A 20,836-nucleotide genomic window follows, 5' to 3' on the forward strand; every position below is an offset into this window, starting at 1 on the left:
CGCCCGGAGAAGAAGCAGCCTTATCCGCCCACCTCTGCCTGGACCTCCGCCACCGGCGGCCGCGCAGATTTCACATCGAAACCACAGCCATCCCGCCGAGGCCCTCGAACTGTGGTCCCTCAGGTATCTGACGTGTCTCCATCGCCCACTGGACGTAGTCCGGGAGGGATCGGCGCAGCCCTCTGAGCACGTGCGGGAAGTATGGGCGCGTGTAGTGGCCCCGGTCATCGGGCAGGCCGCCGGCGAATACGGCGTCCTCCACGTCCAGACGAGAGTGGTTGTATTCCGCGCTCAGGAACTGACGCTGCCGGTAGTTGTCCAGCACGGTCAGCAGTCGTTTGGCGACCAGTCGAGCCCCCTGCTGCGGCCGCAGCAGGAACTCCGCCATCTCTTCCCGGAGCAGTCCGCGGTGATGCCAGGGCTGCTGTGCCCAGACGGTGAGCTCCTCCAAGGGAACAGAGGCGTGCATCGAAGCCGCCGCCAAGTCGCCCGCCGATAGACCCACCATATATTCGGCCAGCAGCGCCGACAGCACGCTCACGCCGGCCCTGGGGTCCTGCGTGCACGCGACTGAACCGGCATGTCCTTGATCACAGTCGAGCGCGCGCCGGTAGTCGACGTCGCCGCAGTAGAGCACGTAGGCGGCTGGGACCTGCAGCAGATCGGCTGCGCGCAGCAGTGCACGCTGTTGATCGCCCTGCTTGTAGGTGTAGTCGATCGTGAATCGTCTGCCGGAGTTCTTGAGGTTCTTGGCCTGGACCAGCAGGCCGAAGGCTTCGCGGGTGGTGGAGTCTGAGAACCACCACAGCCAGTCCGCGCCGATCCGGCTCTCCTCGCGGCGGGTGAATGCGGTGTACGACAACTCCGGATGCACGGCCATGAGGAGCAGGACCGTCGCCGTTTCCTCCGGCCATGTGGGGTTGCCCTGCGACAGCCAGGTGCGCGTGAAGTCGTCGACCGCCGTGCGGCCGCGGGTCAGGGCGTCACGGACGCTCTGCGCCCCGTTCAGGTTGGTGGTCTCGCTCACCCTGTCCGGTGTATCGCACCAGACGTCCGGCTGGGCACGGTTTGGCAAGCTACGCCACACGGGTGAACAGCCCGGCGCCGCTACCGATTTGAAGCCACGTCCGCGGTAACGTCTGCGGGCAAGGGCTGGGACAGCCCGAAGGCTTGCGGTCCGCCCGGGCGGACAGGCGGTTGGCCTCAAGGGTGCGATGCCCGGTCCCCCGCGGATTCTCCTCTCAGCGTGCTTTCCCATCAGTCGGCCGCTGCCCGGGCAGTCATGCCGCTGAAGGGCTGTCATGTCGCCACACACCAGTGACCTTGCGCTGCGACGCGCCTGCGAAGAGCTGCTGTACATCGATGCGCGGGTGACTCCGCGGGCGGGTTCGGGCCGGGTTCAGTTGGACTGGGCCAGTCCGCAGCAGCAGGCGTTTCAGGCGCTCCTGGTGACCTGCCTGATGAGTTCGGCCCGTGCCCCTCATCTGGTGGAACACCCGGGCAAGCGGTGTCTCAGCGGCATTCAGGGCTACCTGAACGCGATCATCTCCCGGCCGGACGGGCTGGAGATCTACACCAACACCGCATGCCGCGTCGCCTCTCGGCTGATGCCCGTCCTGTACGCCAGCGGGCGCGTCGCCGGCATTCCCGGCCTGCGCTTCCTCAGCCACAACAAGCGGCGCCTGCGGCTTGCTCATCTACCCACTGGGGCGCGCGTGGATCTCATCGATTCCCACACCAGCTCCTGGTACACGGTCCGGGACATGCGCCGCACTTTCCACCTCGAAACTCAGTGGCACAGCCAGCCCGGCATCCAGCGGCTGTGGGATCAAGACGCACTTACCGCTCACGAAGCAGCCTACACGGACCTTTGGGCGCGCCGGCCGTGCACTCCGCTGCGGAGCGCCATCATGACCCGCGCCATGTCGCTGTGGTACAAGTCCGACATCTATCCCGACTGGCTAGCCCCACTCACCGGCTCGACCTACCCGCGTCTGACTTGGGAAACCAGCGGCTGACAGCCCGATGCCGCCCAGATCGGCGAGCTGATGACCACCTCGGCCATCGCCATCCCAGGTGCTGTCTTTCAAGCCCACAGCGCGAACGACGGCCTGCTCACCCTCGGCAACGGCTCCATCCAACTGGCGTCTCACCACTGCACTGAAACCCGCTGAGCCTTCGGGACAGAGGCTCGGGAAGCACACTCGGCATGGACTGTGTCCCCCCCTGTCGAGGCATGACCTGGGAGGGTTGATGAGGCTTCCCAAAAAGCGGCCGGAGCTGCTCTTCCTCCCCAGTCCTTCCGGATTTGGATGGCTTGGGGAGAAAGGGGATGAATTCAGCTCCCGGACCTCGGTGGTGCGGTCCTCGCCATCTCGTGCACGTCGCAGGACCCCCAGGACCTTCCACAGGGCGTCCAGTTCGAAGGCCTGCACGACGTACAGGCAGGCCGTGGGTTGGCCGGCCTCGTGGTCGAGTACGTCGTGTTTGATGCGGCCGATCGCCTCCGCGGCGATGCGGTAGGTGAGGTCGGACAGGACGTACCGATCCGCCTCGCCTCTGACGTCGGCGACCTCGGCGGCTCTGCCGAGCAGGCCGAAGCCGTCTTCGAGATAGCCGGCTTCCTGGATCCAGGACGGATCCCCCGGCAGCACACACATGGCCAGGCTGTCGTTTCACGTCGACAGCCTGACCGCCGGTAGCAGGACATACCAGCAAACCAGCAAACTGCCTCGGCAGCAGGCCGCCTCTGGCATCCTTTGATCCGCTCCCGTATCGCCAACGATCCGGGCGACGGCGGTGGTGAACTGCCTTCTGACCTCCAGGCGCAGAACGTTGCTGGGACAGCCGTTCGGCGAGAGCACTCCATCGGACTCCTGGCACGGCAGGAGCTTCGGCCGGACTCCACGCAAATGGGTCTCATCTCTTAACTCCGGTCACGAGGGGGGCAGATCGTGGACCTTTCGGCTCACGGTTCACGGGAAGGGGACCGTATGTCCTTCACCTGGCGATACCTCGTACGCTCCGAGCGGAGACTCCTCGGCATGCCCACCGATGGCCCGGCCCTGGAACGTCATCCGAAGTCGCCTCGGACGCCTCACCGGCCAAGGCTTCTTCACCCAACCCGGACGGGGCCGCTATCAGAAACGGACTTAACGAATCTCAGGGGAGACCGGCAGGGGCGGGAAGAACTCATCGGTCTGTCGTCGACAGGCCCGCTGCCGGCAGCCGACGTTCCTCCGAGTCCTTTGGCATCCACAGCCCGAACCAGCTCTCCAACTGCTCCAGAACCTGCGTCGGGTTCATGCGCTCGCCCGACGGCCAGCCGAGCGTCAACGGCTCGGCCCCGTCGTCGTACGCCGGAAAAAGGGGGTCGAAGGACGACAGGACACGCCCGTCCACCGCGTATTCCACCCGCTGTACGGCGTTCACGTCCCGGCTGGCGGCGATGACGCGGGTGCCCTGGGAGAGTGTGGGGAGGTAGCTCACGGCGGAGACGTACGATGCGGAGGCCTGGATCGCGAAGGACCAGCCCTCGATTGAGCCGGCCCGGATCACGGCGTTCGTCGAAGGGTGCAGGAAGCCCAGTTCCTCCACGGCCTCCACATCCAGATCGTCCAGGTGGTCGAGATCGTACGGCTCGTCCGCCGCGTTGCGAGCCTCGATTTCCTGGGCCTCGAACCGGGTGAGGGGGAAGACGGACTCGCGCCGGGCGCCGAGGCGTTCGAGCACCTCCTCCGGCGTGAGGTCCTCGCAGAAGACGATGCTGTAGCCGTCAGGGTATGCCTCGTTCACCCAGCGGAGTCCGTCCGTCATTCCGTCACCTTGTCAGCATCTCGGTGGGCAGGGGTTGGGGTGGGCGGCGAAGGATACCCAGCGGGGCTTGTAGATGCTGGAGGAGGAACCGTTGCCAGTGGCATCCTGGCCGGCGGAGCCGCCTTCGCGGCCGCGGTCCTCTTCTTCCATACGATCATCGCCTGACCGCGACGGGGCGCCTTGGCGGTGAGCTGCCTCTGGATTCGTAGAGTGGTCTGCCCTGTGCCCGTCATGCCCCGCAGCTATCCCCCCGAGTTTCCGCCAGCCGTCGTCGGACATGTCGTACACGGCCAGCGGCAGGAACCCCGGTTCGTCCCGCGAAGGTGGCCTGGAATCGGCTCGTCATCGCACGGTGAACGACCTCGGGGCCGGGGGCCGTCACGGGACCTGGGGCGGCGTTCAACAGATGGTGTGATGGCCGACACCTCTGGTGGCGCGGCTCGTTGGGCCGCTCGTGATCTTTTCCGATGACCAGGAACAGCCTCTTTTCCGCGCAAAGCCGTGGCGTCGCGGTCGGGCTGGCAGTCGTCCGCGTACGGGACGTACGAGCAAGGTGCGTTTCGTCGTCGCACTGACACCCATGCTGGCCGGCGCCTCGGCGCTGCTGGCCGGGAGCGCCGCGGGGATGGTGTCGGTGGCCTTCGCCGGGCAGGTTCCGCTCACCGTGCACGCACAACAGGTGTCAGGGTCGAACGTGACGGCAGCTCCCGGGGTGTCGGGCCGAGGCGGCGTGCTGCCTGCCCTGGTCACCCGGATGGAGAAGGGGGAGGTCACGGACGCCTGCACCACCTCCACCGCGCAACTGCCTGTCGTCGGCCTGGTCACGGTCACGGCACGTATTGAGCGGGCGTCGGCCAGCGGCCTGTCGGCCGAGACGGGCATGGCCGCGGCCGAGTCCGTGACGCTCTCCGGTGCCCAGCTGAATACCCCTCAGGTATCGGCGCGGAAGCCGACAGGGTTGTTCTCAGTGGGGGCGCAGAAGATGACCGGCCGCGGGGTGACGACGCAGCCGCACGCCTTCACAGCCGGCACGATCACCGCCCATGGCATCGACATCGCCGTCGACCGCGGCACCGGCGGCTGCTCCGGCCACAAGGGCAAGGGGGCGTCGTGACCCAAGCGGGCATGGGGAGTGTGGGCCGCTGGCGGCTGTGGTGCGGCCACCGGCCCTTCCTGGCCGGTCTGCTGCTGGGGCTGGGAGGACTGGAGCTCATCTGCGTCTCCTGGGCCGGCCTGGGGTTCCTGCAGTTCACCGGCATCGCAGGCGCATCATCCTGGGCTCTGGGCGCACTGCTGGTCGCCGCGGGAGCAACGACGTGGTGGAACCCGGCACTGCGCCACTTCGCCGGCGTCCTCGCAGGTGTCCTGTCGCTGGTCAGCCTGATCGCGGCCAACGTCGGTGGCCTGCTGGTCGGCTTCCTCCTCACCGCCGTCGGCAGTGCCCTCGCTCTCGCCTGGGTCCCGCCAAGCGCCTCCCCAGCCTCAGCGGAGCAGTGATGAGCATGTCCGGTGTCCTGCGCGTGTCGCTGTCCGGTGTGTACCGCCGTGCTGGCATCCACGACCCGTTTCTGCGCCGCGGCTTCGAAGCCTGCCGGCGTGCCACCCGCGATACCGGCGAGATCGAGTACGCCACCTCGCTGCTGCTGCCGCCGCCCCTGCGGGTGGCCACATGGGCCCTGTACGGGGCTGTGCGCGCCGTTGACGACCTCGCCGACGCCCACGGCGTCAGTCCGGCCGACCGTGCCCGGAACCTGGAGGAGTGGATCACGGCGTTCGACGCGGACATGCGCGATCGCCACAGCACCGACCCGGTCCGGCAGGCCCTCCTCCACAGCGCCCTGACATGGAATCTGTCGACCTCGTTCCTGCACACCCTCTTCGAAGAGCTGCGCCAGGACGTCAACGGCCGGGAGTTCGCCACCTGGCAGGAGTGGCGGTGCTATTCCAGCTTGATCAACACTCCGCTCGTGCTGCGCACCGCGTCCCTGCTGATCAGGGCCGCTGGCCTGCCACTGGAACCGGAAACCCTCGCCGCCGGTGCGCCCGACGTGGCCTTGGCGTGGCAGACGGTGGTCGACGCCATTTACCTCACCGACGCCCTCGTCGACCTGGCCGACGACCTCGACCGCGGCCATGTGCCGCTCCCGGCCGAGGCCCTGGAGGAAGACGGCGTGCGTCGCGAGGAGCTGCTCGCCCGGCGACCCACCCCTGCGTTCGCGCACATGGTGCACCGCCTGACCGACCAGGCACGTCAATGGTTCGACCAGGCGATGGTGCCGCCGGTGCTGCATCCGGCGATCGGCACCGCGCTCACCACCTACACCGACCTTTATCGGGTGCGGCTCACCTCGGCAGCTCACGACCCCGGGGCGCTCCTGCAACGCCGGCCTGCCCTGCCCTGGCAGCAACGCCAGCGGGTGCTCGCCCCCGCACGGGCCAAGGCCGCCTTGGCCTGGACCTTCTTCCCTGTTTCTCTGCGTCCCTCACCGGCGCCGACGGCGGCCTCCGGAACCAGTTTCAGGACAGAGGCAGCGAACGCGCGCCAGGCGTTGCGCAAGATTCAGGAAGAGCGACGGCCGATCGCTGAACCAGAACCCCATCCGTCCGGGGCCCGCCCGCCGCAGCTGCCCGCCGAGGCGATGCCCCGCCACGTCGCGATCATCATGGACGGCAACGGCCGCTGGGCCACCGAGCGCGCAAAGCCCCGCTCCGACGGCCACCGGGCCGGCGCCGACGCCATCATCGACGTCGTCCACGGTGCACTCGAGATCGGTCTGAGCCACCTGACCGTCTACGCGTTCTCCACCGAGAACTGGAAACGGCCCGCCGAGGAACTCCAGGCACTGATGTATGAGATCCCGGCCTGCCTTGGCCGCGTGTATAAAGACAGCAGGCCGCTGGACGTGCGGGTGCGATGGGCCGGACTGCCCGCCGGACTGCCCATCGAAGTCGTCGAAGCCCTCACCGAGGCCGAGAAGGCAACCCGCGACCACTCAGCCCTGACCCTGACGGCCTGTGTGAACTACGGGGGTCGCGCCGAGATCACCGCCGCCGCGGCACAATTCGCCCAGGAAGCAGCCGCCGGAACCACCGCACCCAGCTCCCTGTCCGAACAGGCCTTCAGCCGCTACCTCCACGTCCCCGAACTGCCCGACGTCGACCTGCTGCTACGTACCGGTGGCGACCTGCGCACCTCCAACTTCCTGCCCTGGCAGGCCGTCTACGCCGAACTCATGGTCTTCGACACCTACTGGCCCGACTTCGACCGCCGCGACCTGTGGAAAGCCATCGAACGCTACGCGAGCAGGAACCGCCGCTACGGCTCCGTCCCCCGCGTCCCCCACCCCGCACCAACCCCGGACGACAACGACAGCGCGACCGCGGCAAGCGGGACGTCACAAGAAGCCTAGACAGTAAGGAACGGCAACCACGGTGCACGTGCTTGTCCTGGGCGGCGGCTTCGCCGGAAGCCTTGCCGCCGCCGCGGTCGCCCCGTACGCAGACCGCATCACGGTGATCGAACGAGACACACTCCCGGAACAGCCCGGCCCGCGCAGAGGCGTGCCCCAGGCACGTCACTGCCACTCCTTCTACTCGGGCGGGGCGGACGCCGCCGAAGCGCTGGTGCCCGGGATCACCGAAGCGTGGATCGCAGCCGGCGCCCGCAAGATCAGGAAGTCGGGGGACGTGCTCCTGCTGGCCGGCAGCGGTTGGGCACAGCCCGCTGCCGGCCGCCACTATGCCATCGTCTGCAGCCGCGACCTCCTCGACTGGGTCCTGCAGCAGCATGTGTCACGTCTGCCGGGAATCGCCTTCCGCACCGGAACGCAAGCCCTTGGCCTGACCGGGAACCGCCGGCGCGTCAACGGAGCAGAGATCCGCGATCACACAACCGGCACCACCGAGACGCTGACAGCGGACCTGGTCGTCGATGCCACAGGACGCGCCTCCGGGGCCGGGCAATGGCTCACGCAGCTGAATATGCCCGCCCCGAGACGCCAGGCGGTGCAGTGGCGCGCCGGCTACGCCAGCCGTTACTTCCGCCCTGCACGCGCGTTCGACGGGCAATTCCCCGTCGTATCTATCCAGCCCGACTTCCGTCGTTCCGGCCCCCTGCACGCCTCGGTTCTGATCCAGACCGAGGACCGGCACTGGCATGTGACCCTGCTGGGAGCCTTCGGCGCCGAACCCGACAACAGCTACCGGGACCATCAGCGGTTCCTGGAACACGCCAGGCAACTACGCGACCCACTCATGGCCGACCTCATCGCGGACGCCGAACCAGTGGGCGCCGTCCACCTGACACGGCGTATGACGTGGCGGCGCCACTCCGCCGGAGCCCTGCGCGAGTGGCCGGACGGCTTCGTCATGCTCGGCGATGCTGCCGCGAGCTTCAATCCGGTCCTGGCGCAAGGATTGTCGGTCGCCGCCCACAGCGCCGCCGCTCTCCAGGACGCGTTGAGAAGCGGCTGCCAACCGGGCAGTGGCCGCCGGTTGCAGCGCGCCATCGACCGGACCACTGCCAAGGCGTGGCTCGTCGACCGCGTCCTCAGCCTGCTGTACCTCAACCCCGCCCCACCGCTTGCGGTCCGGTTCCTCCGGCACTGCGCCATCCGAGCCTTCGACTCCTCCCACGACTGGCCCCAACTCAGGGAAGCGCTCGCGGACGTCCTGACCTGCACAAGTCCACTCACCCGCCTCATGGACCCCAGAGCCGTACTGCCCGCCCTTCTAGGACCTCGGACCGCCCCCTTGCAACAACCGCCCTGGAAAGACATTCCCGCGCCTCGGAAACCAGCAGTCGGCGACCCGAAAGAACTTAAAGCTCCCAGGCCCGGTCACGGCGAACGTGAAGACGGCGCGACCGGCCGCCCGTGAGTGGACATTGGACGGGCCCAGCCGGCCCAACCGGCAGGGTCGGGACGAGCTCGGCGAGGGCGACGTCGACGGGGAAATCCACGCAGTCGCGCTCGTCGGCACGGAATACATCGGGGCCCCGGAGCACGAGGACGTGCTCCGGGGCCCCGATGATGTCCTCGCGAGGTCAGGCGGGCGTGATGTTCTCCGCCTGTGGGCCCTTCTGGCCCTGCGTCACGTCAAAGGTCACCGCCTGGCCTTCCAGCAACTCGCGGAAGCCGGTGGCGTTGATGTTGGAGTAGTGCGCGAAGACGTCCGGGCCGCCGCCTTCCTGCTCGATGAAGCCGAAACCCTTCTCGGCGTTGAACCACTTCACGGTTCCGCGTGCCATGCTCGTGCCTCTCAGTCGCTATCGGGTCCGCACCGCGCGGACCCGGAGGTGATCGCCCTGGTCCGGCACCGCACAGCAAAGCGCCCACGCCGGAACGCGGGCAGGTCATGCGAACCACGACATCTGACAGCGACGCTACACGGCGAAACCGGCCGCCACCAGAGAGCAACATTGGGCAAGAGCCGCATCAGTGCGGGGCTGATGCCCCGCCTCCCTGCCGGACACGCTCGACGACGTCGGCGTGGAGCGCGGCCAGTTGGCCGGGGAGCAGCGGGACGAGACTGCCGGTCAGGGTGTACCACTCCGCGGCACCGGTGTACTGGATCGTGACGGCGGCGCGTCCGCCGGGCAGGGCGGTGGTAGCGAGGGTGAGGTCGCCGGTGATGACGCCGACTTCATCGGTCATCGCACCCCCGCAGCCCGCGGTCACTGCGCTCTGCCTTCGGCGTGGTCGCACCGGGCAGGGTTAGACGGTGACGGTGTACGAGGTGCCGGGGAACTCCCAGCCGTCGGTGCCTTCACCGATGTCTTCGATGATCACGTACTCGATGAAGTCGTCCTCGAAGTTGTCGTCGGTGAGTTCGCCTTCAGCCCATTTACGCTCGATCTCAACCCAGTTGCCGCTTCGGCCGTCGATCCGCAGGGGCGCGGTGATTCTGCCGGTGTCGCTGAGTTCTCCGCGGATGCGCTCGTCGTCGCCGGTCTTGACGATGCCTCTGATCTCGAACTGGCCGTCTTTGAAGGACTGGGGAATGGGGTCGGCGGGAACGATGGCCGCGTTCTCGTAGGCAGCGTGGATGATGTCGCGGTAGCTGCGCCGGACGTTGTATTCCGGATCGGACAGCCACTTGATCAGGGTTTCGGGCTGGACGGTCAGCCCCGCGCGTTCCAGGGCCTCGTAGCCTCGCCGAGTGTGGGTGAGCTGGCTCAGCTGGGTGTGCCAGTGCTTTGCGTGGTAGGTGGACAGGCGTCGCAGGGGCTGGACGCCCAAGTCGCGGAGGAGCTCATTGAGGGCGGCGCCGAGAGAGCCCCCTGTTCCCGTGGCCATCAGCGCTCATTTCCCGGCGCGGCGGGCTCGGTCTTGACCTTGACCTCGCCGAATCCGGTCCCGACCTTGTAGGTGTCGGGCGCCTGGCCGTCCGGGGTGAAGAAGACGGCCTCATCGACGTTGCGGAGGGCGACGAGGGTGTGTCCGGCTTGGACGGCGCGGTGGGCGACGCTCCAGTGCCGTACGGAGGCCTCGGCGACCAGGGCCATGCGCCAGTCGGGACGCCAGAAAGGGGAGTTGACCTTCTCGCCTTTGGGCCACAGCAGGCGCAGCGCGATGGACAGGCGGCGCTTGTACTCGGTGTAGGGCTCGCCGCCGGTCTGGACGAGCTCGGCGCGGGCTTCGCGGGCCTTGGCGTAGAAGGGCTTGAAGAGGGATTCGTTGGCCTTGCCGGTCCAGGAGTCGTGGACGATCAGCTCTTCGGTGATGTGTCCGGCCTTGATGAGCTTCTGCAGTTGGCGCACGTGGGGGGTGGTCACCCAGACGTGGCCCTCGTCATCGGTCCGCTCGGCGAGGCGGCCCAGCGGGTGCGGCATGTTCCGGTGGTTCCAGGCGGGGATGGTGATGAGGAACGCCCCGGCGCGGTCCTTGCCGACCTCCTCCAGGGGCCCGGTGTGCTGGAGTTTGTTTGGGGCGAGCGGCACGGCGGAGCAGGCCGAGGGGTAGGAGCCGTTGCGGTCGATGACGCACAGCTGGCCGGTACCGAACTGGTCGGGCACGACGAGCCGGTCACGCTTGCCCGGCCTGGTCTTCTCGGTCGTGATGTCGGGGTGGACCCAGCGCGGTTCGCCGTCCATGACCTCACGGAAGATCGTCCACGGCTCCCCGCCCCGGTCGTCCTTCCGGATCACCGGGATGGGGTGGTACGTCGACCGCTGCATGCAGTCCTTGAGGATGTTGAGGGCGGGGAAGATTGTGTCCTTCGGTTCCTCCTCGTCGCCCGGCTGTACCCAGGCGTCGTCCTCGCTCTCCTCGTCCGGGGTCTGCTCGGTGTCCGCGGTCGGCTGGGCACGGGCAGGGCGATCCGTGGGTGCCTGCTGCTGGGTGGCGTCGGCGGCCGAGGTACCCGTGTCAGCGCTGGTGTGCAGGGCAGGGCAGTGGGCGCGTAGCCCGGGGTGGTAGCCATGCAGCGCGTTGGCCAGGCGGCGGCCCTCGGCTGTGTGCGGCAGTTGCGTCACCGACTTGAAGGCGGAGACCAGTTCGTCGCCGAGGCTCTCCACCGCTGCGTCGTCACCGTCGCCCACCGCTGTGCGCAGGGCGGCCAGCACGCGCGTGGCCTCGGCGGGCAGTCCCTGCTGGGCGCCGGACGTGAAGGGCAGCGCCGCTTCCGCCAGTTGCGTCGCCGGGCTCTGGGGGGCGTCGGTGAATCGGGCGTGGAGCAGGTCGGGCTGCAGGTTGGCCGAGCCGATCGTGCCGAAGTCGCGTTCCGTTACCGTCACTTGGACCTTGGAGGGGTCTGCGGTCGCTGTGAGCGTCATCAGGACGTCGGCGTCCATCAGGCCAAGGAGCGTGGGGTCGTCGCTGTCGACGACGGCCAGTACCGGCACGTGCAGGGTGCGCGCGAGGCCGGCCAGGACCTGGGAGGCGCCCGGGAGACGGTCCCCGGACAGCGGCAGGCGGGCGCTGTGGGCGGCCTGGAGCCGGTCCACGACCACAAGGGCCAGGCCCTCCATGTGCGGGGCGGTGTCCGCGATGTCCTCGGCGGTCAGGTTGCTGCCGTCATCAATGAGCAGCAGGTCGCCCGCCTGGACCAGCTGGTGGGCGACCTGTTGCTCGTGCTCGGTGAGGCGGCCCTGCTTCAGACGCGGGTAGTCGCCCCCGGTCTCCGCGGAGATGATCCGGCGGAAGATGTCGTCCCGGTTCGGTCCCGATGCCGCGTACAGGACCATGCGGCGGTCGACGAGCGCCGTCTGCCGTGCGGCCGCCAGCCCCAGCAGGCTTCCGCCGACGCTCGGGGCGGCCGCCACAAGCGTCAGCCGTCCCGGCTGCAGACCGCCCGTTGAGGTGTCCAGGCCGGGCAGCCCGAATGTGGGACCACTGGCGGGGCCGGAGGTGAGCACGGAACCGACGGCGTCGCCCAGTGTGGCGAGCCTGCGCCGTGCGCTGCCGCGGTCCTGATTGCCTTCGCTGTTCACCGCTCCTCCTGCGGGCGCCGCGCCGGCTTGCGCGGTCGTGTCGGACGCGAGGGGACTTGAGGCGGGGTCGACGGGGAGCAGTACCGCGACTGGCGTGGTGTTCCGCCGGAGCACCTGCGGCTGCCCCTTAGCCGCCAGCGTGACGAGGTCACCGAAGTTCTTCTGTGCCGCGCTCAGCACATGCGACGGGAACGCCTCAGGCTGCCGGGCTGCCGGAAACCGGTCCAACGGCGCCAGGAGAGCGCGATCCTCCCGCTTGCGGATCAGCGTCGCAACACCGTCTTCCGCGGCGCGTTTGACCAGGGCGTAGAGATCCTTACGGGCTTCGGTCGCGCTCATCGCGGACTCTGCCTGAGGTGACTGACTCACTCACCCTCCTAGAACACTCAACTCCCCACCAAGATACATAGATTCACTCACTTTATTGACTAAAGTCATAATGTTTTTCGTGTATTTCACTCACTTGCGGGGCTCTTCGGTGTGAGTTGACGGCTTGAAGTGCCGCTGTCGGCACCGAGGAACAGCCGCGACAGTGCGAAGGCCGGGGCTGTGGGCCCCGGCCTTCGAGGGAGCGGACCGTGCCCTCCGCGTGCTGCTTGATGTTCTCGCTAAGGCTGAACCGCAGCTCACTCAGCTGGGACTCGGGCCGTGGGCGCGTGTCTTCCGTGACCCGAGGGCTCGAAGCGCGGCTGCGATCGTCGCCGCCCGCACCGAGCAGCCCTTCCAGGACCTGGAGGCTGAGCACATCCCGGCGTTCCTGGAGCACGACTGGTATCAACGCCACCTCGCCCGCTTTTGCGGCCATGCTCCAAAGTTCCTTCGTCGGGCTGCTGCGGTCCAACTCGTTCAGTGGGCCATGGGCGGCTCGCGGAGCGACGCAGCAGAGTTCCTCGGGATCAACCCCAATCAAGTCCGGTTCAAAGTTGCCAGCGAGCCCCGATTCTGGGCACAAGCAGGTTGCGATCCGACCCAACTCGATGCGGCACTCCGGGAACTTGCTTCGGAACTGGGGGCGCATCCGCGCCTCTTCGTCGACTACCGGCGCAGACGCGAGGCGCTTCGAGGCTGGGCACTCGACCGGACCATCTGGATCACCCTGATCAACACGATGCAGCCACTGCCGAGATCGATACGACCCGACTTTGATGACCGCAAACGCCAGGAAGCCTCAGTCTTCGTCTGGACCCAGGTGACACAGGGAGAGCATCTCTTCGCCCCACGAACCATCGCAGCTAGACAGCCATAAACGTGCGACGGAGGTGGGCGCAGCGTCGGAGCACCACGTGGTTCCAACTCACCCGCCCAGACCCACTCCCGCACTACGCTGACCTGCGGAGAGTGCTTGGCGATTGCTGCGGGGCCTTCCCAAGCCTCAGACTGAAGCATTCGCCTGGCTCACGGAACAGACGGCCGGGGAAGTCTACCCTCTGGCGCTGGGGCAGTGGCGTGACCGCTCTCCTCCGATCGCCCGGCCCCAGCCCGGACCAGGGCGCTTGATGAGGCCAGACGCATGGCTCTATGTCGGCGCGCCCCGTTTCTTCCCCTCCTGCCTGGCGGACGGCACTTTGGCCCAGCAACTGCACGACGGGCCATGGCTCAAGCTCTGGCACCTGCCCATCGTCTTCGCCTGCACCGAGCTTCGGATCCATCTGGAAGCCGAATGCCCGAACTGCGGGCAGCCGCGCGACACGCAAGGACCTTTGGCCGATCAAGTCTCCGGAATCCGCGGACGGCGGCGGTGGCTCCTCACGCCCGGGGACTGAACTCCGCCCTAACAGGGCGCCTCGTGGACCGCCGAATCGACGAAGATCGCCTGGAGCCTCGTACCGGAATGCGTAACGCTTGATCCCCTACACCACGACGCGGGACGCGACCGCGCAATGCCGGGAGACGGTCGACGCGCAGACGCCGAAGAAGAAGTCTGCCACCTGCGCCGGCAGACTCGACTGCCGCACCGCCCCTGCGCGTGACCGGTCACAACCGACTGCAGATATCCTCCGCTTCCAGAAATCGCTCCGTGGCCGCCTGAAATCGCCCACTCGAACCACCGGTGCGGCCAGCCGTTTTTTCCAAACGAGTTTCATGAGGTCCTGTTGTCCGCAAGGGGGCCACTGCAGGCCGCGCCTGTCGCAGGCAGCCCGGTGTCGATGCGTACGGTGAGATCACTGCAGTAGTCCCACAGCGTCTCGTTCAGAAGCCGCTGGACGCTGCCCTGTCCATCGCGGGGGTCGGCGCGGATGATGCGTCCGGCTTCGCGCCTCGTCTCACTCATCTGCGGTGCGGTTAGGCGGTGGCGCTGGTGGTGGAGCATTGGCGCGAGCCAACAGTAGCCCTGTGTGGCCCAGGCCCAGATGACGACTGACGCCGCAAGATGCCTGCCTGGACTCCAGCGAGTGAGGGGACGGATCCTCGGTAACTGACGTTGAGCCACTTTCTCCGTGATCACCGCCCATTCGTCTGGCGGGATGACCCAGGTGCGGAGCTGTCAATCCCCTCGCAGTGTGGAGACGGTCTATGCGGCCAGTCCCTCGGCGAGGGTGGCTCGGTACTCGCGTTCGTAGTCGATCGGGCTCTTGAACCCGCATACGCTGTGTAGGCGCCTGGTGTTGTAGAAGTCGGTGATCCAGGTGGCGATCCTGATCCGGGCCTCGGTGCGGGTGGCGAAGGTGTGCCGGTGGACGTACTCGACCTTGAGCACGCTGTTGAACGCCTCGCTCACGGCGTTGTCGAAACAAGATCCGACTCTGCCCATGGACTGGGTGATGCCCAGCTTGCGGCAGGTCCGTTTGAACTTCCCCGAGCAGTATTCGCTGCCCCTGTCGGTATGCATGATCACGCCACGGACGTCGCCACCCGGGTGGCCGCAGCCATGTGCAGGGACGCGACGACGAGGTCGGCGTCGTGCCGGGTGCCCATCGCGTAGCCCAGCAGCCGACGGGAGAACAGATCAATGACGGTGGCGAGGTAGAGCTTGCCCTCGCCCGTGTCGATCTCGGTCATGTCGCCCGCCCAGACGAGGTCCGGTTCCTCGGCGCTGAAGTCCCAGCGCACGAAGTCCGGAGCCGCGGCCCGCTTGCCCGGCCTGGTCAGCGACCGGTGCCTGCGGATCTTCCGTCCGGCCAGGCGGAGTTCGGCCATCAGCTTCGCGACGGTGTTCACCGACACCCGCCACCCTCGGCGGATCAGCTCGATGAACACCTTCGGCGAACCGTAGGTGCCGCCCGAGCCGCGGAAGATCTCCTCGATCTCCTCCGCCAGGCGCTGTCGTCGCATCTCCCGCGCGGTGGGCGGTCGTTCACGCCACTTGTAAAACCACGACTCCGACACCCCCAGCGCCCGACACGCGGTGCGGTACGGAATCTTCTGCTCGGCCTTGCAGCCGCTGATCACCCCGACCGCGACGGCCGGGTCCCCGTCAGCTACTTCACCCACGAGGCCACGAATCGCTTGCACACATCACGCTCCATCTCCAACTCGCGGATGCGCTTGTCCTTCTCCCGGGCCTCAGCCCGCAGCCGCTCCAGCTCCGCCCGCTCACTCTCCCGCAGCCAGCCACCAGAGGGCTCAGCCGCCGGCCGGTCCGACGACGGCGACCCGTTACGCCTCGCCCGCGACACCCAACTGTGCAGCGTCCCGGGATGGATGCCCAGATCTTCAGCCACCTCCGGAATCGGCTTCCCGGTCTCCATCACGATCCGTACCGCCCCCTCGCGGAACTCCGCATCGTAGAGGCGCTTCTTGGATGCCATGACCCCAACTATCCCTCCGGTCACGGTCTCCACAGCAGGAGGGGAATCTCACTTTCCGTCGAGCCGTCATTTCTCGTAGCCGGACCAGGCGTGAGCAGCCCTTTCAGGCGACTGCCTAATCACCGTAGTCCTGCAACTCGATCAAGAATCCCCAGCGGAAGGAGGTTCGCATTCTGCAATGCCAAGGTCCGCCCGCATCAATCGCCTCATGGAGCGGATCCCATCAGAGACATCCTTCAGTTGCCTACGCGCATCGTCTAGAGAATCCTCTGAATCCTGAACTCCAGAGTCAAAGCGCTTAACCAGACGGTAGACAACATCCAGGCGTGCGGCGAGATCGACGGCTTGGTCCATTACATCGTCGAATACCGCCATCAGAGCCTCTGCATAAGCATCACGAACACTGTAGCGAGCCGCCTCTAGTTCGGCGCACTGCTCGTCGCTCGTCGCCTCCCTGAGCAAAGTGTGAACATGATTATAGAGCATGGCTTGATAATGGCGTATTGCCTGGTGAAGTTTCACGTAGCATGCACGACGGGTCTCTAGTGCGATACGGCGTTCTTCGATCTCCCGATCTGTGGCTCGCTGACGTTCGGCGTATTCCAACTCCATGCGTTTGGCCTTTGTCGCGCCACGTTGCGTAAGTAGGGCGGATGCCAGTGTGCCAGCCACACCCACAACGGCCACGACCAAAGTGAGTACAGCACCGTTCATAGGCGGGAACCTAGTGACTTCACCTTTTTCACCTCTCACTACGCATCCGCCGACGACAGCAACAACAACGTCCAAGAGAGATCGACGAGATCGGGGGTAGCAGTGATGTCGTGTATGACGTCGCGTCGAATGTCGCGGTTCCTCAGTTGCTCGTGGCGGTGCGGGCTTTCTACCAGGACATCGCTCGTTGGGCGGCCGAGGAACCCGCCCGGTGGGGACCCTGGGCAGCACCCTGTCCGATCAAGGAGGCTGAAGTCTCCAACTGCAAGCGCGTCAAGCGGCGCAAGGCCCGCATGGACCAGCGAACGCGCGAGCGACTGCCCGTCATGGAAACCTTCGTCCAAGCTGCGGCCGATCACCACGCTCAGCAATCGGCCCGCCTTCAGGCCCCCTCGCCGTTCCGCCTGGTGCAACCTTCACGATCGGCGACGCGGGTTTCGTCCGTACCAAAAACGCGACGACCGCCGGTGCGCGGGACGAGCAGGGCACCCTTCGCCATTTCGGCCAGGCCGAGCATCGCGCCTTCTGGGCCTGGGCCGCGGTGGAGTTCCTGCGCCACACCGGCGCACGCATCGAGGAGATGCTGGAGATCAGCCATCACGCCCTGATCCAGTACCGGCTGCCTACCACCGGCGAGATCGTCCCACTGTTGCAGATCGCTCCGTCCAAGACCGACCAGGAGCGAGTCGTGCTCGTCAGCCCAGAACTGGCCGACGTCCTGGCCACCATCATCCGACGTGTCCGCGACCCGCGGACACGTGCCATCCCGCTCCTGTCCGCCTACGACGCGTCGGCGGCCCAGAAGTCGTGCACGGTCAGCTCCATCCCGTGCCGCGCGCTTCGCTTCATGTTGAACGACAGCAGCCCCGCAGGGGATTGTGACGGGCCGAACCGGTACGTGGTCAGCTGCTGCTTACCGTCGAGCCAGGCGGGCCACCAGTCCAGGCGCAGGACGGGCCCGTTCCACTGCCGGGCGAGGTGGCGTTGCAGTTCGTCGGCTTCCTTCGTCCGGCCGTGTGCGACGGGCATCCCGGAGCGGGTGAAGGCCCGTTTGAGGTCGTCGGTGGTGATGGACCACGCGAAGACGGAGACCGGATCCTCCCAGCCGCGTCGGCGGACGTACCCGCTCGATGTCGTCCACAGCGTGGAGATCACCGCACCCTGCTCGCGCAGGTGGCGCAGTCGTTCGGCGAGCCTGTCGACGGAGAGCCGGGCGCCGCGCTCCTCGGGGGCCACGCACCCGGCGCTGAGCAGCGCTGAGAGTACGGGGGCCCCGCCGAAGTACTGCGGCGCGAGGAGGCCGAGCCCGCCGGCGATGTACTGCTCGGTTGCAGTCAGCCGCGTGAAGCGTTCCTCGGCCTCGGCCGCGATCCGCGCCACATCCTCGGGGCCCGCGTCCTCGAGGGCCTTCCGGTCGTCGGCGCACGAGTTCCTCGCGGCGATGAGCTGCTCCAGGCGGTCCCGGTCGGGGGCCTCTGCCCGGCGCTCGGCGAGGATCCGCTCGTTGTACCAGGAGACCACCCGCCGCAGGTGTTCCGCCGCCGCTTCGTAGGTGCTCTCCTCGCCGCCTTCCGGTCCGGTCGGTGCAGCGGCGGGAGTCTGTTGCGGGTCGTCCGGGTCGGACACGATGACCACCTTGAGGACCGGAGCAATCGGGTCATTGTCCAGAGCAAGAAACCACGCGGCAAGGAAGGGCGACGCCGACAGGGCTTCGGCAGTGTCCGACGAGTCATGTGGGGAAGGTGCTGGTCGTGGTCGACCAGCCGGCCTCCATCGGCACCCTGGCGGTGACCCCCCGCACCCCGGCAGGGCTCACGCCTCAAGCAACGCCTTCAGCTTCTCCTCATTCCTCGGCAACTCCTTCCGCAGCTGCGGACGGAGTACGAGCGGCGCAATCACCTTGCCGATCCCGTGCGTCTCGAAGTCGACGGAGAACGTCATACGCGACCGCTCCCCGTTGCCGAGCGGCTCGATCGTGCCCGTCACATCCCCTCGGATGGGGCCGTCGATACCGTGGAAGTGCCACCGCCTCGGAGGATCCAGCTCGGTCACCTCCATGGTCATCGGGATCTCTCGACGGCCGACCCGCCGGACCGTTTGGATCTTCGAGCCCACGGTCAGAGGGGCGTCGCCCATCGTGTGGGCCGATACGGCGCTCGCCTGCCACTCGGGCAGATGCGAGGGATCGGTCACGTACGCGAAGACGTCTTCGGGGCGGCGGGCGATATCGATGCTTTCCTTGATCGCAGTCATTTCTTCCCCTTTGACTAGATATAAGAACATCGTCCCACCGGACCCCTTGGCATGCCAGGAAGCCGTCAGGCCGAGCGCAGGACCTCCGCGTGCCGCATCGGCGGCGACCCCTCGGCCGTCTTCGCGCTTCGATGAGTGCCGAGCAGGTGGCCTGGTACAGGCCGCGCTACGGCTGTCAGAATGCCTAACGGTGTCCGATGTTTGCAGTTCACGGTCCGAGCCATAGCCTGATCGCGGCGACGGTGACCGTCCCGTGGAAGACGTACGCCCTCTTGTCATAGGGCGTGGCGATGGCGTTGATGACCTGGCGGTGAAACTGCCACCGTCCTCCTCGGCCTGTGCTCTTCGGCAGGTGAGGTTCCAGCCGAGTCCATTCGTCATCAGATAGATCGCCCCGCCCCATACCGAGAGGAACGACCGACCGGCTGGCAGGTCACCTGACCCATCGGACAGGCTCTAGAAGCCATCCAACTGGGACTCCGGTGCGCAAGGGGTCATGACGGCGTTGCGATCCGCGCGAGCACTGCACCATCGGTGGTCGGCCCCCGAGCTGTTCGCCGAGCTGGCGCGCCGTACCGGCCTGATCCTGGATGTCGCATGAGCCCGACGGGCAAGCGCGCACCGCTGCCGCCCGCCGGATACCGGCGGCGCGAGATCGTGGACTCCTCCGGGCTGGTGGTCAGCCCGGTGGGACAGGGCGGCGAGGACCTGGGCACGTACGACTACGCCACGCTGCCGGGGTCGGAGACACTGCGCCGCGAGGTGGCGGCCGCCTTCGCCCGACGAGCGAGGGCGTACTGGGACAGCGCGCAGAGCTGCACCAGTTATGACCGGAGCGTGCGGCACTTTCTGCGGTCCATGGCCGCCGCAGATCCCCCGGTGGGCTCGCTGTCCGAGCTCACGCCCGAGATCTGGAAGGCGTGGGCCGAGGCGCCCGGTGGGTTCTTCCGCGCCAAGCACCTGGGCGACACTGACAGCAGCGAATATGGGGAGGACGCTCGCTGTGGCCGTGAACAAGAACCCCACCGTGCGCCAGCGGCGGCTTGGCCGCATGCTGCGCGATCTCCGTACCAGGGCCGGCAAGACCCTCGCCCAGGCCGCCGAGGAACTCCAGTGCGCCGAGTCCAAGATGAGCCGCATCGAGGCAGCCCAGTCGGGCGTCCGTCCTCTCGACCTGCGAGTGCTCCTCGACTTCTACGGCGTCGACGACCAGGCGCTTCGCGCCCGGCTCCAGGAGCTGGCCCGGCACGGCCGCGAGCGCGGCTGGTGGTCCCAGTACGAGGACACCCTCAAGTCGGCGTACGCCGACTACATCGCCCTCGAATGGGACGCCTCCGACCTCTATGTCGTGGAGACCGGCCTGATCCCCGGACTACTCCAGACACCCGCGTACACAGAAGCAGTCATCCGGGAACAACGGCCCGACAAGGCCGACGACTTCGAATACGTCCAGGAGCAGGTCAAAGTGCGCGGGCAGCGGAGGCAGGTCTTCTCCCGTGGCGCTCCGCTCCGCCTGTGGTCCATCATCACCGAGGCGAGCCTGCGGCACCGCGTGGGTGGCTCGGACGTCATGCGGGAGCAGCTCGACTACCTCGCCACGCAGGCCTCCGAGACCAACATCCAGGTGCAGGCGCTGCCGTCCGCTGCGGCGATCAACTCGGCCCTGCACGGGCCCTTCGGCATCCTGTCGTTCCCGGAGCCCGCGGAGACCGACGTCGTGTACGCCGACGGCCTCATCGACACCGTCTACTACGAGGAACCCGCGCAGGTGGAAATCTTCACCACGCTGTTCCGCCGCCTCAACTCGGAAGCCCTTCCTGTTGAGGAATCCATCGCCCGCATTCGCGCCGCCATACAGGAAATGGACTGACGC

Annotated in this window: 22 protein-coding genes; 7 read left to right on the forward strand and 15 right to left on the reverse strand. The window is 67.3% G+C overall.

The features are described from left to right. Nucleotides 1-70: 70 nt before the first annotated feature. Nucleotides 71-1,027: a hypothetical protein gene (locus tag ACQEVY_RS00305; RefSeq protein ID WP_432943537.1), complete on the reverse strand. Its 957-nt coding sequence runs from the start codon at nt 1,025-1,027 to the stop codon at nt 71-73. A 274-nt stretch (nt 1,028-1,301) separates the two neighbouring features. Between ACQEVY_RS00305 and ACQEVY_RS00310 the strand changes: the two genes are divergently transcribed. Continuing rightward, complete coding sequence (locus tag ACQEVY_RS00310) at nt 1,302-2,018, forward strand: hypothetical protein (RefSeq protein ID WP_432943539.1); 717 nt, start codon at nt 1,302-1,304, stop codon at nt 2,016-2,018. Here the strand turns inward: ACQEVY_RS00310 and ACQEVY_RS00315 are convergent. Together ACQEVY_RS00315 and ACQEVY_RS00320 are read right to left on the reverse strand one after the other, a co-directional pair. After that, nucleotides 1,962-2,660, reverse strand: coding sequence for a hypothetical protein (locus tag ACQEVY_RS00315; protein WP_432943541.1), 699 nt, complete (start codon nt 2,658-2,660; stop codon nt 1,962-1,964). The genes ACQEVY_RS00310 and ACQEVY_RS00315 overlap by 57 nt on opposite strands. Before the next feature lie 532 nt (nt 2,661-3,192). Then, on the reverse strand, nt 3,193-3,816 hold the full coding sequence (locus ACQEVY_RS00320) for a DUF6461 domain-containing protein (protein ID WP_432943543.1): 624 nt from the start codon (nt 3,814-3,816) through the stop codon (nt 3,193-3,195). A 553-nt stretch (nt 3,817-4,369) separates the two neighbouring features. Between ACQEVY_RS00320 and ACQEVY_RS00325 the strand changes: the two genes are divergently transcribed. Genes ACQEVY_RS00325 through ACQEVY_RS00340 form a run of 4 tightly spaced genes read left to right on the forward strand, consistent with a single transcriptional unit; the run spans nt 4,370 to nt 8,694 of the window. Further along, nucleotides 4,370-4,930 carry a DUF6230 family protein gene (locus ACQEVY_RS00325; protein WP_432943545.1) on the forward strand — a complete coding sequence of 187 codons (561 nt, stop codon included), beginning with the start codon at nt 4,370-4,372 and terminating at the stop codon, nt 4,928-4,930. Next, nucleotides 4,927-5,313, forward strand: coding sequence for a DUF6114 domain-containing protein (locus ACQEVY_RS00330; protein WP_432943547.1), 387 nt, complete (start codon nt 4,927-4,929; stop codon nt 5,311-5,313). The genes ACQEVY_RS00325 and ACQEVY_RS00330 overlap by 4 nt, the downstream gene beginning before the upstream one ends. Then, nucleotides 5,313-7,226 carry a polyprenyl diphosphate synthase gene (gene uppS / locus ACQEVY_RS00335; RefSeq protein ID WP_432943549.1) on the forward strand — a complete coding sequence of 638 codons (1,914 nt, stop codon included), beginning with the start codon at nt 5,313-5,315 and terminating at the stop codon, nt 7,224-7,226. The genes ACQEVY_RS00330 and uppS overlap by 1 nt, the downstream gene beginning before the upstream one ends. Nucleotides 7,227-7,248: 22 nt before the next feature. Continuing rightward, nucleotides 7,249-8,694: an FAD-dependent monooxygenase gene (locus tag ACQEVY_RS00340; RefSeq protein ID WP_432943551.1), complete on the forward strand. Its 1,446-nt coding sequence runs from the start codon at nt 7,249-7,251 to the stop codon at nt 8,692-8,694. A gap of 166 nt (nt 8,695-8,860) precedes the next feature. Here the strand turns inward: ACQEVY_RS00340 and ACQEVY_RS00345 are convergent, their stop codons facing one another. From ACQEVY_RS00345 to ACQEVY_RS00360, 4 genes are all read right to left on the reverse strand, one after another. Further along, nucleotides 8,861-9,064, reverse strand: coding sequence for a cold-shock protein (locus ACQEVY_RS00345; protein ID WP_432943553.1), 204 nt, complete (start codon nt 9,062-9,064; stop codon nt 8,861-8,863). 187 nt (nt 9,065-9,251) lie between these two features. After that, nucleotides 9,252-9,470, reverse strand: a complete 219-nt coding sequence (locus ACQEVY_RS00350) for a hypothetical protein (RefSeq protein WP_432943555.1) — start codon at nt 9,468-9,470, stop codon at nt 9,252-9,254. Between the two features lie 60 nt (nt 9,471-9,530). Beyond that, complete coding sequence (locus ACQEVY_RS00355) at nt 9,531-10,112, reverse strand: hypothetical protein (protein ID WP_432943557.1); 582 nt, start codon at nt 10,110-10,112, stop codon at nt 9,531-9,533. Next, on the reverse strand, nt 10,112-12,616 hold the full coding sequence (locus ACQEVY_RS00360; RefSeq protein WP_432943559.1) for a DnaB-like helicase C-terminal domain-containing protein: 2,505 nt from the start codon (nt 12,614-12,616) through the stop codon (nt 10,112-10,114). Before ACQEVY_RS00360 ends, ACQEVY_RS00355 begins: the two co-directional genes overlap by 1 nt. 220 nt (nt 12,617-12,836) lie before the next feature. Here ACQEVY_RS00360 and ACQEVY_RS00365 point away from each other — a divergent pair, with 220 nt between their 5' ends. Further along, complete coding sequence (locus ACQEVY_RS00365; RefSeq protein WP_432943561.1) at nt 12,837-13,493, forward strand: hypothetical protein; 657 nt, start codon at nt 12,837-12,839, stop codon at nt 13,491-13,493. An 834-nt stretch (nt 13,494-14,327) separates the two neighbouring features. Here the strand turns inward: ACQEVY_RS00365 and ACQEVY_RS00370 are convergent. From ACQEVY_RS00370 to ACQEVY_RS00405, 8 genes are all read right to left on the reverse strand, one after another. After that, on the reverse strand, nt 14,328-14,519 hold the full coding sequence (locus ACQEVY_RS00370; protein WP_432943563.1) for a hypothetical protein: 192 nt from the start codon (nt 14,517-14,519) through the stop codon (nt 14,328-14,330). Nucleotides 14,520-14,759: 240 nt separating this feature from the next. Then, nucleotides 14,760-15,077, reverse strand: coding sequence for a transposase (locus ACQEVY_RS00375; RefSeq protein WP_432943565.1), 318 nt, complete (start codon nt 15,075-15,077; stop codon nt 14,760-14,762). Between the two features lie 2 nt (nt 15,078-15,079). Next, entirely contained in the window at nt 15,080-15,679 is a 600-nt protein-coding gene (locus ACQEVY_RS00380; RefSeq protein ID WP_432943567.1) for an IS3 family transposase, read from the reverse strand. Beyond that, nucleotides 15,667-15,996 (reverse strand): transposase, encoded by a 330-nt coding sequence (locus tag ACQEVY_RS00385; protein ID WP_432943569.1) that lies wholly within the window; start codon nt 15,994-15,996, stop codon nt 15,667-15,669. Before ACQEVY_RS00385 ends, ACQEVY_RS00380 begins: the two co-directional genes overlap by 13 nt. A 141-nt stretch (nt 15,997-16,137) precedes the next feature. After that, nucleotides 16,138-16,710 (reverse strand): hypothetical protein, encoded by a 573-nt coding sequence (locus ACQEVY_RS00390; protein WP_432943571.1) that lies wholly within the window; start codon nt 16,708-16,710, stop codon nt 16,138-16,140. Nucleotides 16,711-17,092: 382 nt separating this feature from the next. Further along, a complete protein-coding gene (locus tag ACQEVY_RS00395) occupies nt 17,093-17,308 on the reverse strand; it encodes a hypothetical protein (protein WP_432943573.1) in 216 nt (71 codons plus the stop codon). 182 nt (nt 17,309-17,490) lie between these two features. Continuing rightward, on the reverse strand, nt 17,491-18,336 hold the full coding sequence (locus tag ACQEVY_RS00400) for a GNAT family N-acetyltransferase (protein WP_432943575.1): 846 nt from the start codon (nt 18,334-18,336) through the stop codon (nt 17,491-17,493). 186 nt (nt 18,337-18,522) lie between these two features. Continuing rightward, nucleotides 18,523-18,963 (reverse strand): SRPBCC family protein, encoded by a 441-nt coding sequence (locus tag ACQEVY_RS00405; protein WP_432943577.1) that lies wholly within the window; start codon nt 18,961-18,963, stop codon nt 18,523-18,525. A 1,003-nt stretch (nt 18,964-19,966) separates the two neighbouring features. On the opposite strand from ACQEVY_RS00405, the gene ACQEVY_RS00410 reads away from it, so the two are divergent. Continuing rightward, nucleotides 19,967-20,833 carry a helix-turn-helix domain-containing protein gene (locus ACQEVY_RS00410; protein ID WP_432943579.1) on the forward strand — a complete coding sequence of 289 codons (867 nt, stop codon included), beginning with the start codon at nt 19,967-19,969 and terminating at the stop codon, nt 20,831-20,833. Nucleotides 20,834-20,836 lie beyond the last annotated feature (3 nt).

Source organism: Streptomyces sp. CA-288835 (genome assembly GCF_050936385.1).
In the GTDB taxonomy this organism is placed as follows: Bacteria; Actinomycetota; Actinomycetes; order Streptomycetales; family Streptomycetaceae; genus Streptomyces.

Excerpts from the sequence above, each read along its gene's own strand:
- ACQEVY_RS00310 (WP_432943539.1), top strand. The coding sequence starts at position 1,302 with ATGTCGCCACACACCAGTGACCTTGCGCTGCGACGCGCCTGCGAAGAG.
- ACQEVY_RS00315 (WP_432943541.1), bottom strand. The coding sequence starts at position 2,660 with ATGTGTGTGCTGCCGGGGGATCCGTCCTGGATCCAGGAAGCCGGCTAT.
- ACQEVY_RS00320 (WP_432943543.1), bottom strand. The coding sequence starts at position 3,816 with ATGACGGACGGACTCCGCTGGGTGAACGAGGCATACCCTGACGGCTAC.
- uppS (WP_432943549.1), top strand. The coding sequence starts at position 5,313 with ATGAGCATGTCCGGTGTCCTGCGCGTGTCGCTGTCCGGTGTGTACCGC.
- ACQEVY_RS00345 (WP_432943553.1), bottom strand. The coding sequence starts at position 9,064 with ATGGCACGCGGAACCGTGAAGTGGTTCAACGCCGAGAAGGGTTTCGGC.
- ACQEVY_RS00350 (WP_432943555.1), bottom strand. The coding sequence starts at position 9,470 with ATGACCGATGAAGTCGGCGTCATCACCGGCGACCTCACCCTCGCTACC.
- ACQEVY_RS00355 (WP_432943557.1), bottom strand. The coding sequence starts at position 10,112 with ATGGCCACGGGAACAGGGGGCTCTCTCGGCGCCGCCCTCAATGAGCTC.
- ACQEVY_RS00370 (WP_432943563.1), bottom strand. The coding sequence starts at position 14,519 with ATGAGTGAGACGAGGCGCGAAGCCGGACGCATCATCCGCGCCGACCCC.
- ACQEVY_RS00375 (WP_432943565.1), bottom strand. The coding sequence starts at position 15,077 with ATGCATACCGACAGGGGCAGCGAATACTGCTCGGGGAAGTTCAAACGG.
- ACQEVY_RS00385 (WP_432943569.1), bottom strand. The coding sequence starts at position 15,996 with ATGGCATCCAAGAAGCGCCTCTACGATGCGGAGTTCCGCGAGGGGGCG.
- ACQEVY_RS00390 (WP_432943571.1), bottom strand. The coding sequence starts at position 16,710 with ATGAACGGTGCTGTACTCACTTTGGTCGTGGCCGTTGTGGGTGTGGCT.
- ACQEVY_RS00395 (WP_432943573.1), bottom strand. The coding sequence starts at position 17,308 with ATGGCTGATCTCCAGCATCTCCTCGATGCGTGCGCCGGTGTGGCGCAG.
- ACQEVY_RS00405 (WP_432943577.1), bottom strand. The coding sequence starts at position 18,963 with ATGACTGCGATCAAGGAAAGCATCGATATCGCCCGCCGCCCCGAAGAC.